The following is an 18,170-nucleotide window of genomic DNA, read 5'->3' on the forward strand; positions in this document are numbered from 1 at the left end:
AAACCATACCCCTTCTGCCGTCAGCCTACAATTATTAGAGTCCTTAAATATGGACAACAGCGATTTTTCAGATTACGAATGCAAGAAAAAAAACTGCTGTAAGAAGTTTAAGAGGGGGAAGAGATGTAAAAAATGTCCCCAGCGTTAATATCCAGCCAAAATTAAAATTTCCTAAAAATTACGATAGGTCATTGCTTGTATCAACAATACAGTATATTGATTAAATTCCTTTTGGTAAGTTTCTATTATTGAGGTTAACGCCTCCTTCTTGCTCCCTGGTAGGCCAATCCTATTTATCTCATTAGGCCATTTCCCATAACCAATGGTAACTTATTATTCATTTTCTTCTGAAATTTTTTACTAATTACCTCATTGGTAAATTTTTGCCATTCCTCCTCTTTAATTTGGTTTCTACTCTTACCAAAACAGAATTTTCTGTAGAAGCATAACATCTGGATTTAGTAGTAAAAACGATAAAATATCATGTGGGAATTTCGAAAAATGAAATAAAAAAAGAGTTCTTTTTTTTCAGGAGTCACCAATATTAATTTCTTTAGCCAAAAATATCTCAGTGTCTTAAATATGCGAATAATTGGATATTATCTTTCTTTACCCTTTATCTACCTCACCTCAATTCTACCTTTTCGGATTCTGTATTTACTATCGGATATACTCAACTTTTTCATTTTCAATCTAATCGGATACAGGAAAAAGGTAATTCTGGAAAATTTGACTAAATCCTTTCCAGAAAAATCCCCGAAAGAAATTCACATGATTTATAAAGACTTTTGTCGTTTTTTCTGTGACCTGACATTAGAGTCAGTTAAATTATTAACCATTTCAGAAAAAAAACTCCGGGAAATTGTCTTTTTTGAAGACCCTTCACTTTTTGAAAAATATTTTAAAGAACACCAAAGTGTCATCCTTGTTTTAGGACATTTTGGAAATTGGGAACTTGCCGGGGCAAGACTCAGTCTGGAGGCTATTCACCAGCTAGTGGTGATCTATCACCCTCTGGGTAATAAACATTTCGATAAACTGGTACATAAACTAAGATCCAGAACGGGAACAGAATTACTTTCTATGAATGAGACATTGAGAGGCATGATAAAAAACAAAAACAGGGTAACCGCTACAGGATTTGTTGGAGATCAAAGACCATCCCCTACTGCTGATATTCATATGACCTTTTTAAATCAGGAAACAACAGTTTTTAATGGGACCGAAAAAATCGCAAAAAAATTTAAATATCCGGTGATTTATTTATCCGTAAAGCCCAGGAAAAGAGGACTATATGAAATAAAAACCGATCTGCTTTGTGAAAATCCTGAACTAACAAAAGAAGAGGAAATTTCCAAAATGCACATGAAACGACTTGAGGAGGATATAAAGGAAAATCCAGCCTATTGGCTTTGGTCACATGATCGATGGAAATACAACAGACAATAATTTTCATTCCATACAACAATCCGGAACAACAGTTACAAATAAGGAATCATCCTCTGGAAAAATAAAACCTTTCCGAATCAAAAATTCATTGATCAGTAAGCTATCCAATTCCCCTTCATCAAACTTTACTGTCAAATTTCCAATTTCATGCTCATAATTCACATAATAAATCCCCTTAACCATAAGTAAAGAATCTTCCATAAGACTCCCACAGTTTTCACATTTAATTTCCAGCTGGATATCTTTTTTTTCCAATCTCTTGCAAGAAATAATCCCCACCAACAGAAGCATTAAAATATATAAAAATCTCATTGTTATAAATAAAAATTTTTGTCCCTCATGATGAAAAAACTATGATCCGATTACCATGAAAGCAAAATTTGTCCTAATTTTCCCAAAAAGTACCACAAGATAAAAAGAGAAATGAAGATTTTAGCTATTGGAAGAAATTATACTGAACACATTGCCGAATTAAATAATGAAAGACCCGATGAACCGGTAATTTTCACCAAGCCTGACAATGCATTATTAATCAAGAACAAACCATTTTACTATCCCGATTATACCAAAGACATTCATCACGAAGTAGAAATTGTTATTAAAATTTGCGAAGCCGGGAAATGTATAGATAAAAGATTTGCCCATAAATATTATAATGAAGTAGGTCTGGGTATTGATTTTACAGCCAGAGATCTTCAGGCTAAAGCCAAATCAAAAGGCCTTCCATGGGCACTAGCCAAAGGATTCGACCACTCCGCACCAGTTTCAGATTTCGTCCCTAAAACAAATTATGAGGATTTACAAAACCTGAACTTTAGTCTTAAAGTTAACGGGGAAGAAAGGCAAAAAGGGAATACCAGCCATATGCTCTATCCTATCGATGAAATTGTTTCTTACATCTCCCAATTCATCACCTTAAAAAAAGGTGATATTATTTTCACAGGAACACCCAAAGGAGTAGGCCCAATCCAGATTGGGGACCGGCTTGAAGGATTTATTGAAGATAAAAAGTTTATGGATTTTGAGGTGAAATAGTCAATTTTCCAGGATGCTAAGAAGCCATCTTAACATCCTGGGTAATTTGCTCCAATTCCATTTGAAGTTCCTTGGTTATTGAAACACTATCATGCAAAGAAATTTCCTGAACCAGTCTTTCTATTTCACCAATCAATTCGGTATTCAAATTCAATCCAACTCTTTTAGTCTCAATATCAACATAAGTAGCTTCATTCTTCTCTTCTATATCTTCAAATTCCTTTGTTTTTTCAAGTACATACTCTGCCAGATGATGGTTGAATAAAACAATCATCAATTTTGATGCAGCTAAATCATAAAAGTTATGAGCCGCCAGCTGATAATCCATTTGGCTGGCAATTTTTTCTGTTAACTGTAATAAATGAGATTTAACGTGCTCATTAATTTTGACATCTGATTCCAATTTTGTCAACAGTTTATCCTTTTCTTTTTTTAGCTTTTTTGACTTATTCAGTTTTTCTTCTGAAAATAAAAGATTGTCTGTCAGTAATTCGTGAATTTTTCCCTTTTCACTTGTCTTCCTTATGTTTCCTGTTCCATTACAACAGAAACATTTTTCTTCATTGAATTCTGTTTCAAGTAAATCGTGATACCCATCCATAATACCATCTCCACCACAAACTACACAGTGTGATATTTGAGTAGACCGATAAAATAAATAGGCAAATACCAACAAAGGGAGGCTATAAATTGTAATAATATACCAATCATAAATATCAATTCCCTTTCCTTCCGGACTGTTGTACAAGCCAAATATTAAACTACTTAAAAGGATAAAAACATATTCAAGAATAAGGAAACAATTTGACACTATAAAGCCAAGCGGAATAGCTGCAAATTTGAATTTGAACAGATGAGTATAAAGCGCTGGTTCTTTAATTAAATCCTTGGCTTTTAAACTTTCTACACTTCCCCACAGCATTACCATATACATAAATACCAGCCCATTTAATATTACTAAAGTGAGAATCATATATTTTTTATTTATCTAGAAATCAGGTAGAAGAACAAAAGGAATTCATTCTGAAAAAGAAATTTCTTTAAATTCTAACACTTGAAATAGAACTCTATTTCATGCTGAAGGTATTTGTATACAAAAGGAATTAATTATTACAGTTCTCACAATAAATCATGTCCAGAAAATTTCTATCTGAGAGTTGGAAACTCATTCCTCCTTTCGGTATTGCTAAAAACAGATTACATACACGTTCAGAGTCCAATTCTAGAGCTTTCATCCAAACATTTTGTATATGCTTCCTATTAAGCTGGTTGATATTAAGATTCAGATAATAAAATATAAGCTCAGAATCAACATCACTTTCAAATATACGGTTTTCCAAAACAGAATTTGCTAATTCATAATTACTATAAGAAGCAAAATATTTTGCAATAATGAATATCTGAGTATCATTTAATTCCAGCTTTTTGTAGCTGCGAAACACCTCATTTATTACCCTATCCTTTTTTGTAAACTCCTGCCGTTTAAAAAGGTAATATGAAAGAAGGTTATAATAATTTATCTGTAACCTAGTGATAAGACTTTGTTCAAAACCTAGTTTTTTCAATTCTCTAATTGAGTGTTGCAGGTCAGCTTCATTTGTTTCACTTTCACCATATTTCCATAACTTAAGCTTCAATGCAGTTAGGTTATACTTGATTTTTGCATTTCCAGGAAATTGATCAGAAAGGGCTTTAAAAACAGAAATTTGTTCCTTCAATTCTTCCTTTGATTCATCAGCGGAGAAACCAAATATGGCGAAATTATTATAAAGAGAGCCAAAAATTGATATTTTCGGTACTTCAAGAGAATCTATAAATTGCTCTGGCAGTTGATTCTTTTCAATTTTATCCAGAATGATTTGCTGAAGAAAAAGAACCTCTTCCAGGTTTCTGTCCTTTACCTTTTGATTAAAGAGTATTTTTAAACTCTCCTGATTTTCCTCCTCATACTCAAAGCGTTTTTGTAAACTCAGCTCAATTTCAGCTCTTCTGTGTTTTTTAAAATATGATTCTAAATCTTTGCTAATATACTTTTTCCCAACTTCAATTTTAACCTGATCTTTTGAAAGTTTCATCAGGTACTCATATTTAGTCCCTTTTATATCCCTTCTAAATGCATTCCAGGCTTCGCTAATACTAATTTCAGATTGAATCTCCGGTGTTTGATATTCTTGTAAAGCCTCGATAATACTACTTGCTCTTCCATTTTGCAGTTCCTTATTTCTCTGTTCGTCACCCTCAATTGAGGAATAGGCTCTGATTCTGATTTTTTGAATATTAAAATCCGTAAGCTTTAGTGAATCATAAATAGGTTTTATATCTTCCTGGTTAAACTCAATCTTATTTTTCTCAAAAGGGATCGTAAACCTAATCTTTTTTACGACCTCCTCATATTTCTTAAGAATGGTGGACCTTTCGATGGTATCTTTAAAAAGTCCCATTGGAAGCAATTCCCAAAGGTTATCTTCTAGGTTTATAAAATGATGATAATTACACCAATATTTATTTTGAATAGTAAGGAGATTAAACTCCGTATCAAGTGATTTAAAATTTTTAGGCAACTCTCCATACCTGATAGAAACAAACCCATTTTCACGATCAATTTTGTTTTCTAACATTTGTTTTCTAAATACAGGAGGCATTAAAAAACCTTTTAGATCAGCATCATGATTCTTCTCATCGCATCCAAATTGATCGGAAGTCACAATTTCTATCACTACTCCATCCCATTTTTTATCAAAAATCAAATCCAAATATTCCTTGTGGGTAAAATCTATAAAAATAGTTTCATCCACTACAGAAATCCCAATTTTATACTCTTTGGGAATGGTAGTGTAAACCCTTAGGTATTTTTTACATTTTTTAGTTTTATTCTCACTAGGATTCTTTAGTCCATATTTTTCCAATTTTTGCTGCCCATACAAAATGAAAGGAAAAAACAAGCATATGAATAAGATATTTCTCATTGGTGGAAAAAAGCAATTAAATTAAAAGTATTCATACATTTAGTTGATTTCAAATCCTCAGGAGAAAAGAAAGTATCTGGATATTTTATATTTTGGTAATTAAATTACGCCATTCAAACAATATTAATAGATTTCCTTTAATAATGAAGGATACTATGCAAAATCATCCAGAACAATCCTACTAAAAAAACAGGTATTTTTACTTAATTTACCTAAGTTTAATTACTTAATTCATTATCATTAACTGAATACTTTTCAACTAAAACGGTGGGCTGCAAGACCAAAAAAAATCATCGGAAACGTTTGAATAAGCGATACTCACAGCTTTCCCCAAACCCTTCTATTTAGAATATATCAAAATAACATTCGCTTATTTCAATAGTTTGTTTTGTAAGCAGTTGAGGACTAAATTTGGTTCGAAAATATTAACAATCAATCCTAAAAATAAAATCGATGAGTTGGTTTACAAAGACCTTAACGAGTTCAATTGGTCGAAAGCTGATGATGGCCCTGACAGGCCTGTTCCTTATCACTTTTCTAATTATTCACGCTTCAGGAAATTTACAATTATTGGCTAATGATGGAGGAAAGGCCTTTAATCTGTACACAAAATTTATGACGACAAGTCCAATCATTAAAACAGTTTCTTATATTCTTTACACCTCCATAATTGTCCATGTGATTTGGGCAATTTTACTTACGCGACTTAATGTTTCGGCAAGACCACAGAAATATGAGTATGACAAACTAGGGCAAAGTAGCACCTGGGCATCCAGGAGTATGATGCTATTAGGTACAATCATCCTTATTTTCCTTGTAATTCATATGAAAACCTTCTGGTTTGTTTACAAGTTTGGCGAGATAGGAATGGTTACTTATGATGGAGTTGAATACAAAGACTTATATACTGTGGTAGTTAATGCCTTCAAAAATCCATTGTATACTGGTTTTTATGTGGTTTCGATGGTATTTTTAGCTTTCCACCTGGCACATGGGTTTTGGAGTGGTTTCCAGACTTTGGGTTTAAATCATAAAAAATATACCCCATTGATAAAAACTGTTGGGTTAATTATCGCCATTGTGATTCCAGTGGTATTCGCCATTCAGCCGGTCTATGTTTTGCTATTTGCTTAACCAAACAATTGACCCTGAAAATCAATTATAATGTTAAGAAACAATTTTATACTTATTTGCCTAAAGTGTTTCCTTTCAAAGCCTGATATTTCAGCCATGAATCTCACTTTTGATGGCAATGCATAACAATAGAAAATTGAAAATATGAACTTAGATTCTAAAATACCTGAAGGCCCATTAGCAGAAAAGTGGACCAAACATAAATTTAACGTAAAGCTTGTCAACCCTGCCAATAAAAGAAAATACGAAATTATTGTGGTAGGAACCGGACTGGCAGGTGCATCTGCTGCAGCTTCTCTTGCAGAATTAGGCTACAATGTAAAAGCATTTTGTTTCCAGGATAGTCCAAGAAGAGCACATAGTATTGCTGCTCAGGGTGGAATAAATGCTGCAAAAAACTATCAGAATGATGGCGACAGCGTTTTCCGATTATTCTACGATACAATTAAAGGTGGTGATTACCGATCAAGAGAGGGAAATGTTCACCGTCTTGCAGAAGTTAGTGTTAACATCATCGACCAGTGTGTGGCCCAGGGTGTGCCATTTGCCAGAGATTATGGAGGGTTACTGGCCAACCGGTCTTTCGGTGGCGCACAAGTATCCAGAACCTTCTATGCCCGAGGCCAAACGGGACAACAGTTACTCTTAGGAGCTTATAGCGCACTTTCAAGGCAGGTTGCAGCTGGCAAAGTAAAACTATACAATAGAACAGAACTACTGGATGTAGTGGTGATTGACGGGAAAGCCCAGGGAATTGTAACCAGAAATCTGATTACAGGTAAAATTGAATCGCATTCCGCGCATGCGGTTTTATTGTGTAGTGGAGGTTACGGAAACGTATTCTTCTTATCTACCAATGCAATGGGTAGTAATGCCACAGCCGCCTGGAGAGCACATAAAAAAGGAGCTTTATTTGCTAACCCTTGCTACACTCAGATTCACCCAACTTGTATTCCGGTGCATGGGACTTACCAGTCAAAGCTGACTTTAATGTCTGAGTCCTTGAGAAATGATGGTAGAGTTTGGGTACCCAAAGAGAAAGGAGATAAAAGAAAGCCAAGTGAAATTCCTGAAAACGAAAGGGATTATTATTTAGAAAGAAAATACCCTTCTTTTGGTAACCTTGTACCAAGAGATGTGGCTTCAAGAAATGCCAAGTATGTTTGTGATGAGGGAAGAGGTGTTGGCTCAACCGGACTGGCAGTTTACCTTGATTTTGCTGATGCCATCAAAAGAGACGGCAGGGACGTGATTGAAGCCAAATACGGTAACCTTTTTGAAATGTACGAAAGGATTACCGATAGTGATCCATACAAGGAACCAATGATGATTTACCCCGCAGTTCACTACACCATGGGAGGACTTTGGGTTGACTATAATTTGATGACTTCCGTTCCTGGACTTTATGCACTTGGAGAATGTAATTTCTCAGATCATGGAGCCAACAGGCTGGGTGCAAGCGCCCTGATGCAAGGATTAGCAGACGGTTACTTCGTAATCCCGTATACCCTTGGAGATTACGTGTCACAAATGCCTTACGAAAAAGTATCCACAGATCATCCTGAATTCAAAAAATCGGAAGCCGAGGTAAAAGCACAAATTGATAAATTACTTTCCATAAATGGCTCTAAAACAGTGGATCAGTTCCATAAAGAATTGGGACAGATTATGTGGGATTATTGCGGAATGAGCCGAACTGCTGAAGGTTTAACAAAAGCCAAAAAAATGGTGCAGGAACTTAGAGCTGAATATTGGAAAAACCTCAAAACCATTGGATCAAATGAAGAGTTGAACATCACCCTTGAAAAAGCTTACAGAGTGGCCGATTTTATGGAACTAGGGGAATTGATGATTGATGATGCACTAATGAGAAACGAATCTTGTGGGGGCCACTTCAGAGAGGAATATCAGACTCCTGAAGGTGAAGCAAAGAGGGATGATGAAAACTTCTCGTTTGTTGGTGCATGGGAATATAAAGGAGAAAATGAGCAGGCTGTTTTACATAAAGAAGAATTGAAATTCGAAAATGTAAAACTTACTCAAAGAAGTTATAAGTAAAAAGATATTTAGTGAATTAAAAAAATATTAAACTATGAATTTAACACTTAAAGTGTGGAGGCAAAAAGATGCCAATTCAAAGGGGAAAATAGAAACTTATCCGGTAACTGATATCAGTTCGGATATGTCATTCCTGGAAATGCTTGATGTACTTAATGAGCAGTTACTTGAAAAAGGGGAAGATCCTGTAGCTTTTGACCATGACTGCCGGGAAGGAATTTGTGGAATGTGTAGTTTATTCATTAATGGAAGGCCGCATGGTCCGCAGAATGCTACCACTACCTGCCAGCTACATATGAGGAAATTTAAAGATGGAGATACCATTTTTATTGAGCCCTGGAGAGCAAAAGCATTTCCTGTAGTGAAAGATTTGGTAGTTGACAGGACTGCCTTTGATAATATCATTCAGGCTGGAGGGTATATATCTGTAAGTACTGGTAATGCCAGAGATGCCAACGAAACTCCAATCCCTAAGGAAATAGCAGATCAGGCTATGGATGCTGCTTCCTGTATCGGTTGTGGCGCATGTGTAGCGGCTTGTAAGAATGCATCGGCCATGTTATTTGTAAGTGCAAAAGTATCGCAATTGGCTTTGCTTCCACAAGGAAAACCCGAAAAGCAAAAAAGAGTGGAAGCTATGGTAGCTCAAATGGACAAGGAAGGTTTTGGAGCATGTACCAATACAGGTGCTTGTGAGGCGGAATGCCCAAAAGAAATTTCCATTACCAATATTGCCAGAATGAACAGGGAATATTTCTCTGCCAAACTAAGCTCAAATAATACCTGAGATTAAAATAGAGTATCAATATATAACAAAGCCTTCCCATTTTGGAAGGCTTTTTTGTTTTTATTTATTTACCCAATTTTTTATGGCATTCCTTATTTTTCTCTAAATAATTATGTCTTTGCTTGACTTTTTCCTATATCATTTAGTAATATAGTAGAGAATAAAAATCTAACCCTTACATCTTGGAAAATTTAACCAAAAACTCACCAAAACTATTAAAAGACTTTAAATATCAATTTCAACACCGGCATTTCAAATCTTTAATTGAAATGTACCAAAATATGGAAAGCCCGGAAGAAGAAAACTCCGAGATTCTTAATATTTTAGCAAATGCCTATTTTGAAGTTGGAGATATTCCCAATGCTGTAACTGAAATTGATCATGCCCTGGCGCTTTCTCCCGACAAAGGAAGCCTACAACAAAACAAAAAAAACTTCATGCAATTCCAGGCCGTACTCAACACGGCAATTGAAGAAGTGAGAGCAGGCAAACATTCTACAGATAATATCAATTATTTCAAATCAAATATCTCCCAGTTAATTTCCCAGGAATGTTTTGAAACCGCCATCAATCAATTGAAATTAATGGCAGAAGCCAGACAGGCCAAAACAACCAATATCCTCTGGATTGGATCATCCCTCAAGGATATTTATTTTAATGATAAAGCAATCATGTTCAAAGACAAATATGACAGAACTCTTCTTGAAGAAATGATATTTTATTATCTGAAATCCTGTAAACTATTTGATCCCGGCTACCAGCAGGTCCAGGGTGCATTAAAAAAATTAAAGGAATAATACCCAAAAGACCGGATGGAAATGTGAAAGCTGATTAAACCTTTAAAAAATCTAAATTACTCTCCTTCAAATAAAGGACGGACCTTTAATACGGTGGTCATGGTTTTCCCAATCACTTTCACCTTTTCTCCTTTTCCAATAAAATCTCCATTAGTAGTGGCTTCATAGTGTTCATCATCAATCACGATTTTTCCTGCAGGCTTTAAAACAGTATAAACTATGCCTATTTTTCCTATTAAATGATCAGGTTCCTCCAACATACTTGTCTGATTGTCACCAGTTAGCAGGGTTTGAATACCCTTTTTCCCCTGCAAAAATGGATTATCACCGAACAACAGTTTTCTGATTCCAAAAAAAGTGATCATGATAATCACCAGAAAAAAAATTATAATTCCTTCAAACATCTATTAAAGTGTAATTGTAAACGAGATAATAATTGAATTTAAAAAAATAATTGGGAAAGTAAGCAAAAGGAATTGGCTTTTAAAATTTAAATGTTTGGAAATTCGATTCATTAAGCACAAGTGCTCCACACCGGGTACTATTATTTCAGGGAAAAAGTAATCTCTCTATCAGTCTTTTATGCAAAATAATACACGGTTAATTTTGAATTACTACTTTAAAAAGAAGTTGTCAAAGGCAAGGGATTGCCAGACGAGAATGAATAGATATTGGTTTAGGTAATACAATTTGACTCGGATTAGTCGCACCAACTAATTATGAAGATTATTGAAGGAAAAATGGCCGGGAAGTCGCTACTGGAAGCATGGAGCAAAACCGACCATTCATAGCCGAAAGGTTTAACTTTAGACAACTTCAAAAAGGATAAAATCAGACCCTCTTTTTAAAAACAAGAATGCCCTAAATTATAATCTCAAATCGCGAAAGCAACCATTTTTATTCATTCTTCATTTTAAAAGCAAAAGACACTCATATCAGCTTTAATACGTCAAAAACCATTAGGACAAATAATACTTCTCAAGGACAAAAGAAAAGAATATAGTATAAATCATAACAGTGTATAACAGGCCGTTAGAATAAAACTTTACCTAAATCATCTAAATGAGACTTTCCCGGTTTTCTTAGCCGGGATAGTCTTCTATTGCCCTTAGGCAAATGAAATTTTAAAGTACATCATATATTTTCTGAAACCCTGATAATATGTTCAAAATTTATCTAATGGGTATTGCCTTCCTGGCATTACCATGGGCGATTTTTGCCCAAACGGAAAAACCTGATTTCACAAGCATAGACTATGGCAACCCGAAAGAATATGCCATTGGAGGAATTAAGGTGATTGGCGCAAAATATCTTGACAAAAATGCGATTATTTCCATTGCAGGTTTAGCTCCTGGAAGTACAATTAAAATACCCGGTGATCAGATTTCCCTGGCCGTTAAAAAGTTATGGAAACAGGGCATATTAGGAGATGTGAAGATTTCGATCACAGAAATTTCCGGCCACAAAGCATTCCTGCAAATTGAGATAAAAGAAAGAGCCAGGTTATCAAAAGTGAGCATTGAAGGGGTAAGTAAAAGTCAGCAGGAAACCCTGATGGACAACATGAAACTGATTCGGGGAAAAATGGTGACCGATGCCATTGTAAAAAATGCCAGTAATATTGCCAGAAAATATTTTCAGGAAAAAGGTTTCGCAAATACCACAGTACAAACCGAATTGGAAGTAGATAAAAGCTTTAAAAACGGGCTTATCCTGAAGATGAAAATCGATAAAAATCCGAAAACCCGCATTGAAAAAATCGAATTTGAAGGGATTACGGCCTTTGAAGAAAAGAAAATCCGAAAACAATTAAAAAAAACAAAGGAAAAGAGTTTGCTCAATATCCTTACCCCATCCAAATTTATAGAAAGCCAATGGGAAGCAGACAAGGCAAACCTTATGACATTTTACAAACAAAATGGTTATCAGGACATTAAAATTACTGATGAGGAAAAAACGGTACTGCCAAATGGAAATATTGCTTTAAAAGTGAAGGTAGAAGAAGGCCAGCCATACTATGTGAGAAATATATCCTGGGTGGGAAATTACAAATACGCTGATAAAGCCCTCAATCAATTGCTTGGGATCAAAAAAGGAAGTATTTACAATCCTCAGGAGTTGTCTCAAAGGTTAAATTTTGATCCAAATGGAACAGATATTTACTCCCTTTATATGGATGACGGTTACTTGTTTTTTCAGGTAGATCCTATAGAAATTGCAGTAGACGGAGATTCTATTGATCTGGAAATGAGAATGTTTGAAGGAGAACAAGCCGTAATTAATAAGGTAATTGTAAACGGCAATACCTTAACTAATGACCATGTGATTTACCGGGAACTTCGCACAATCCCTGGCCAAAAATTTAGTAGGAATAACCTCATCAGAACTCAAAGGGAATTAGCTACTTTAGGTTATTTTAATCCGGAAACCATTACCCCAAAACCAATTCCAAATTACAATGATGGTACCGTGGATATCATTTTCGATGTGGAAGAAAGCCCCGGAAATAATTTCGAACTTTCAGGAGGCTGGGGTGGAGATTTTGGGTTTATTGGTTCTGCAGGAATTAAAATAGATAATTTTTCTGCAAGAAAGTTTTTTTCCTTCAAAAACTGGAAGGGTATTCCTCAGGGAGATGGACAAAAACTTCAATTAAAAGTTCAGGCTAACGGATATCAATATCAAAATTATGGTTTGAGTTTTACGGAACCCTGGCTTGGAGGGAAGAAACCCAACTCCCTCACTTTCAGCTTCAACCATTCTGTAAACCGCTTGACTCAAGAACTCAATGGGTATGATGGAAGCCTTCAAATGGACGGAGTTACAGTTTCCCTTGGAAGAAGGTTAACAATCCCTGATGATTATTTCAGTCTTTCCAACTCCATCAATTTCTACCGGTACGATTTGAACAACTATCCTATCAATGGATTTGAAAATTACAGCAGTGGTCATTCCTATAATATCACTTTTAACACTACCATCGCCAGAAATAATATAGACAACTACCTTTTCCCTAGAAGAGGTTCCTCAATTTCCCTTTCGTTGAGTCTCACTCCCCCCTACTCAGCTATGGGAAATCAATCATTTTCAGAAGTAAATACCCAGAATTCCTTCAAATGGATTGAGTATCACAAATGGTCATTCGAAAATTCATGGTATTTTCCATTGTCCCAAAAACTAGTGATGGCCACTCAGTTAAAAATGGGAGTTATCGGTCAGTACAACCAACAAAAAGCTCTTGGACCATTCGAAAGGTACATTATGGGAGGAGATGGCCTGGGCACTCAAAATGTATTGTTAGGAACTGATGTCATTGGTTTGAGAGGTTATGAAAATCGCGCTATAATTCCTCCAGATTCTGATGGCATGGGTGGGACATCATTTAGTAAGGTAAGTTTCGAATTGAGATATCTTCTCACCCAGCCATCGTCCACCATGATTTATCTGTTAGGTTTTGTTGAAGGCGGAAACAATTGGAATAATATTCAGGAATTCAATCCTTTTAAAGTTTACAGATCAGCCGGATTTGGAGTCCGTATTAACCTTCCTGGAATGGGGCTTCTGGGAGTAGATTGGGGTTATGGTTTTGATGAAGTACCTGGAAATCCTGGAGCTAATAAAGGCCAGTTTCATTTTGTGTTGGGACAAAGGTTTTAAACAGCTGTGCCTTATAGTAAGCTCAGGCTCTAAGTTAAGTTTTAAAATCAGTAGATTTAAGTTTTTAGATTTAAAAACAGATGAGCACTATTTTAGGTAGGTTAAACAAAATCAAAAAAACATTCCCTATAACCTTCAATTTTTCCACTTAGATTGATATTTTTGCGTTCGAATATCGAACTAAAAAGAAATACATTTTTCACAAAATATAAATAAAATTATGGGTACTATAGCTGTTATTTTCTTTGTTGCACTTTTAGCAGGAGCTGCTGTAATCGGAATGGCTTTGGCAAAACATGAAAATGGAAGGAAATACGAAGGGAAATAATCAGAAGCCCAAAAGCTTCCTAAAAGGCAATTGTTAGAAATTAATTCTGGCGGTTGCCTTTTTTTGTATTTTTTTAATTCTCCGCTGAATCCAATTCCTTCCTTTTCTTTCCTGCATTACTTGGCTTTAGTATATGATTTCCCCCACACATCAAGTAAATTGCGGTTTGAATATTAATTACTGATCGCATGACTATTCAACCACCTAAAGCAAAAAAAATAAACAGGGAGTTAACCATTCATGGCCATACCAGAATTGATCCTTATTTCTGGCTTAACCAGCGGGAAGATCCCGAAGTCTTGGCCTATATTGATGCAGAAAATGATTATACCAACCAGGTTACGGCTCATTTCAAAGAATTCCAGGACAGTCTTTTTGAAGAAATAAAAGGAAGAATAAAAGAAAAAACAGAATCTCTACCTTACAAATTAGGTAATTATTTCTATTACCACAGATTTGATGAAGGACTGGAATACCCTATTCATTGCCGGAAAAAAGAAAATCTTGAAGCAGAAGAAGAAATTTTGCTGGATGTCAATAAACTGGCTGAAGGAGAGCCTTATTTTAGTGCAACAGGACTAAGAATAAGTGAGAATGATAACATTCTGGCCTTCTCTACCGATAACGTTGGCCGAAGGATTTATACCTTAAGATTCAAAGATTTAACTACTGGGGAATTTTTACCAGATGTTATTGAAAATGTAACTGGTAATGCGACATGGGCAGATGATAATAAAACCATTTTTTATACGGTACAGGATCAGGAAACACTGAGATCATACAGAGTATACAAGCACATCCTGGGAACAGACTCCAAACAAGATCAATTGATTTATGAGGAAGAGGATGAAACTTTTAATCTTTCGGTTGGAAAGACCAAATCCAAGAAAATTATTACCATAAATTCCCATGCCTCTCTCACCAGTGAGATCCGTTTTTTACCTGCAGATAATCCAAATGGTGAATTCAAAATTGTGCATCCAAGAGAAAGGGAAATTGAATACCATGTAGATCATTTTGAAGATAAATTTTATATCCTTACCAACTATGAAGCACAGAATTTCCGGCTGATGTCCTGTGAAATGAACAAATCGACAAAGGAAAACTGGCAGGAGGTCATTCCACATAGAAAGGATGTGCTATTGGAGGATATTGATATTTTTAAAGAATTTCTGGCCCTTGAGGAAAGGTTTGAAGGTCTTACCAGAATCAGGATAATCAATTGGAAAACTCAGGAAGATCATTACCTGGACTTTGGTGAACCTACCTATACAGCAGGAATAGATTACAATCCCGATTTTGATACCAAAACTTTAAGATACGGCTATAATTCCCTCACTACTCCCTCATCAGTCTTTGACTATGACATGGAGAAAAGGACCAAAGAATTAAAAAAGCAACAGGAAGTAATTGGTGATTTTAATCCTGATAATTACCAGTCAGAAAGAATCACGGCAACTGCAGCTGATGGCGTCAAAGTACCAATTTCTTTGGTATACAGAAAAGGTGTCACCAGAAATGGAAATAATCCATTCTACATGACTGCTTATGGCTCATATGGTCACTCCTATGACCCATATTTCAGTTCGGTCAGGCTAAGCCTGCTCGACAGAGGTTTTGTGTTTGCCATTGCCCACATTCGAGGTGGGCAGGAAATGGGCCGCTGGTGGTATGATGATGGAAAAATGTTGAAAAAGAAAAATACTTTTACGGACTTCATTGCCTGTGCCGAACATATTATCAAAGAGAATTTCACAACCTCTGAGAAATTAGTGGTAAGCGGAGGTAGCGCAGGTGGACTATTAATGGGTGCAGTGGTGAATATGCGTCCGGATTTATTTAAAATAGTTGTTGCAGATGTGCCTTTTGTAGATGTAGTGAGTACCATGCTGGATGATACCATTCCCCTCACTACCGGAGAATATGATGAATGGGGAAATCCCAATGAAAAAAAATATTACGATTACATGCTTTCCTACTCCCCTTACGACCAGGTAGAAGCAAAGCAATATCCTAATATGCTGATTACCTCAGGTTTGCACGATTCTCAGGTTCAATATTGGGAGCCCACCAAATGGACAGCCAAACTCAGAGATTTAAAAACCGATCAAAATCTTTTGCTCCTCAAAACCAATACCGATGCCGGACATGGAGGAGCTTCAGGCCGATTCGAAAGATTGAAAGAGGTAGCATTTGAATATGCATTCATTATTGATTTGTTAGGCATAAAAAAAGCGCTTTAGGAATAGTCCTAAAGCGCTTTTTTAGTCCACAAAGGCAATTCGACTTTTGCAAAGTCGAATTGGATATCGCAGGAATTAAAATCCATCTTTAACCTTAATCCTTCGCCTTAAAAGCAATAATCTCTTTAATATCGGAAATGATTTTATTGGCAAAATTATCTGCTTTAGACGGAGAATCTGCTTCAGCATAAATTCTGATAATAGGTTCCGTATTTGATTTCCTCAAATGCACCCATTCGTTATCAAAATTAATTTTCACCCCATCCAAAGTACTTATAGGCTGCTTTTTATACTTGTCCTGAATTTTTACCAAAATATCATCTACATTAATATCCCGGGTTAATTCAATTTTATTTTTAGAAATAGTATAACTTGGATACTTCATCTTCAGCATTTTGGCAGTGCCTTTAAACTTTGCTAAATGCGATAAAAATAAAGCAATTCCCACCAGAGCATCTCTACCATAATGTAAATCCGGGTAAATAATACCACCATTTCCTTCTCCCCCAATCACAGCATTTTGCTCCTTCATCACCTTCACCACATTTACCTCACCCACTGCAGATTCAAAGTACGCTCCACCTGCCTTTATGGTAATATCTTTTAGTGCCTTGGTGGAAGACATGTTGGAAACGGTGTTACCAACCTTATTCTCCAGCACATAATCAGAAACAGCTACAAGGGTATATTCCTCCCCAAAAGGAGAACCATCTTCACAAACAAAAACCAATCGATCCACATCAGGATCTACAACTATGCCCAAATCAAAACTGCCAGTTTCAATTTTGTTACAGATTTCGGTAATATTTTCGGTAAGTGGTTCAGGATTATGAGGGAACTTCCCATTAGGTTCGCAGTATAATTCTAAAACTTCGGCAACACCTAAAGCTTTTAGCAATCTGGGCACTGCAATACCTCCAGTAGAGTTTACACAATCAATGGCGATTTTAAAGTTTTTTGCTTTAATAGCCTCTACATCAACCAGCGGTAAATCAAGAATCATTTTGATATGCTTATCAATGTAAGAATGATCCTCAGAAATTTTTCCCAAATGATTTACAGTTTCGAATTCGAATTCCTGATCCTCAGCATATTTCAGAATTAATTCAGAATCTGCCGCAGAAACAAACTCCCCAGCTTCATTAAGCAATTTTAAAGCATTCCAATGGCCGGGATTATGGCTTGCAGTAAAAATGATTCCACCACTGGCCGATTCTTCAGTAACTGCTACCTCCACAGTGGGAGTAGTAGAAAGCCCTAAATCAAGTACATCAACACCCATACCCACTAGCGTATAAGAAACAATATTGGATACCATTTCTCCAGATACCCTGGCATCTCTTCCAATCACCACTTTCGGTTGATCGTACTTTGTTTTAATCCATTTGCCATACGCAGCAGCAAATTTCACAATGTCTATCGGAGTAAGGCCATCGCCTTCTTTTCCTCCAATTGTTCCTCTAATTCCAGAAATCGATTTTATCAGTGTCAAAGCCGGTAATATTTTTTGGGTGGCAAAACTATAAAAAAAACAATCTTAAAAAATACCTTTTGTAATTTCCTTAAATAAAAAACTCTACATTTTAATTCATGTTCACATATTACAAAAAACCATGAAATTGCAGGCCATTACTGATGACTGTGTGAATGTAAAAGTAAATATAAAATCAACATCTGTACAGGTAATTGAGAAAAATTATTCAGCAAATTGGAGAA

13 protein-coding genes are annotated in these 18,170 nt (G+C 35.7%); 8 read left to right on the forward strand and 5 right to left on the reverse strand.

The window, feature by feature from the left end:
- The first annotated feature begins 582 nt into the window (after positions 1–582).
- Positions 583–1,449 carry a lysophospholipid acyltransferase family protein gene (locus A3EM_RS0128280; protein WP_020531625.1) on the forward strand — a complete coding sequence of 289 codons (867 nt, stop codon included), beginning with the start codon at positions 583–585 and terminating at the stop codon, positions 1,447–1,449.
- A gap of 3 nt (positions 1,450–1,452) precedes the next feature.
- Here the strand turns inward: A3EM_RS0128280 and A3EM_RS48070 are convergent, their stop codons facing one another.
- Positions 1,453–1,650, reverse strand: a complete 198-nt coding sequence (locus A3EM_RS48070; protein ID WP_211212022.1) for a hypothetical protein — start codon at positions 1,648–1,650, stop codon at positions 1,453–1,455.
- A gap of 222 nt (positions 1,651–1,872) precedes the next feature.
- Between A3EM_RS48070 and A3EM_RS0128290 the strand changes: the two genes are divergently transcribed.
- Complete coding sequence (locus tag A3EM_RS0128290) at positions 1,873–2,484, forward strand: fumarylacetoacetate hydrolase family protein (RefSeq protein WP_020531627.1); 612 nt, start codon at positions 1,873–1,875, stop codon at positions 2,482–2,484.
- A gap of 16 nt (positions 2,485–2,500) precedes the next feature.
- Here the strand turns inward: A3EM_RS0128290 and A3EM_RS0128295 are convergent, their stop codons facing one another.
- Positions 2,501–3,457, reverse strand: coding sequence for a hypothetical protein (locus A3EM_RS0128295; RefSeq protein WP_020531628.1), 957 nt, complete (start codon positions 3,455–3,457; stop codon positions 2,501–2,503).
- Positions 3,458–3,587: 130 nt separating this feature from the next.
- Positions 3,588–5,390 carry an OmpA family protein gene (locus A3EM_RS0128300; RefSeq protein WP_157638129.1) on the reverse strand — a complete coding sequence of 601 codons (1,803 nt, stop codon included), beginning with the start codon at positions 5,388–5,390 and terminating at the stop codon, positions 3,588–3,590.
- A gap of 513 nt (positions 5,391–5,903) precedes the next feature.
- On the opposite strand from A3EM_RS0128300, the gene A3EM_RS0128305 reads away from it, so the two are divergent.
- The 4 genes from A3EM_RS0128305 (at position 5,904) to A3EM_RS0128325 (ending at position 10,226) form a co-directional block, all read left to right on the forward strand.
- Positions 5,904–6,584 carry a succinate dehydrogenase cytochrome b subunit gene (locus A3EM_RS0128305; RefSeq protein WP_083925317.1) on the forward strand — a complete coding sequence of 227 codons (681 nt, stop codon included), beginning with the start codon at positions 5,904–5,906 and terminating at the stop codon, positions 6,582–6,584.
- A gap of 144 nt (positions 6,585–6,728) precedes the next feature.
- Positions 6,729–8,642 carry a fumarate reductase/succinate dehydrogenase flavoprotein subunit gene (locus tag A3EM_RS0128315; RefSeq protein ID WP_020531632.1) on the forward strand — a complete coding sequence of 638 codons (1,914 nt, stop codon included), beginning with the start codon at positions 6,729–6,731 and terminating at the stop codon, positions 8,640–8,642.
- Between the two features lie 34 nt (positions 8,643–8,676).
- A complete protein-coding gene (locus tag A3EM_RS0128320) occupies positions 8,677–9,429 on the forward strand; it encodes a succinate dehydrogenase/fumarate reductase iron-sulfur subunit (RefSeq protein WP_020531633.1) in 753 nt (250 codons plus the stop codon).
- A gap of 281 nt (positions 9,430–9,710) precedes the next feature.
- Entirely contained in the window at positions 9,711–10,226 is a 516-nt protein-coding gene (locus tag A3EM_RS0128325) for a hypothetical protein (protein ID WP_169513417.1), read from the forward strand.
- A gap of 56 nt (positions 10,227–10,282) precedes the next feature.
- Here A3EM_RS0128325 and A3EM_RS0128330 read toward each other — a convergent pair whose 3' ends face one another.
- A complete protein-coding gene (locus A3EM_RS0128330; protein WP_020531635.1) occupies positions 10,283–10,630 on the reverse strand; it encodes an NfeD family protein in 348 nt (115 codons plus the stop codon).
- 757 nt (positions 10,631–11,387) lie between these two features.
- Between A3EM_RS0128330 and bamA the strand changes: the two genes are divergently transcribed.
- A complete protein-coding gene (gene bamA, locus A3EM_RS0128335; protein WP_020531636.1) occupies positions 11,388–13,883 on the forward strand; it encodes an outer membrane protein assembly factor BamA in 2,496 nt (831 codons plus the stop codon).
- Positions 13,884–14,399: 516 nt separating this feature from the next.
- Positions 14,400–16,454: a S9 family peptidase gene (locus A3EM_RS0128350; protein WP_020531639.1), complete on the forward strand. Its 2,055-nt coding sequence runs from the start codon at positions 14,400–14,402 to the stop codon at positions 16,452–16,454.
- Positions 16,455–16,548: 94 nt separating this feature from the next.
- Here the strand turns inward: A3EM_RS0128350 and glmM are convergent, their stop codons facing one another.
- Positions 16,549–17,946: a phosphoglucosamine mutase gene (glmM, locus tag A3EM_RS0128355; RefSeq protein WP_020531640.1), complete on the reverse strand. Its 1,398-nt coding sequence runs from the start codon at positions 17,944–17,946 to the stop codon at positions 16,549–16,551.
- Positions 17,947–18,170: the final 224 nt, after the last annotated feature.

Source organism: Flexithrix dorotheae DSM 6795, from assembly GCF_000379765.1.
GTDB lineage: Bacteria > Bacteroidota > Bacteroidia > Cytophagales > Flammeovirgaceae > Flexithrix > Flexithrix dorotheae.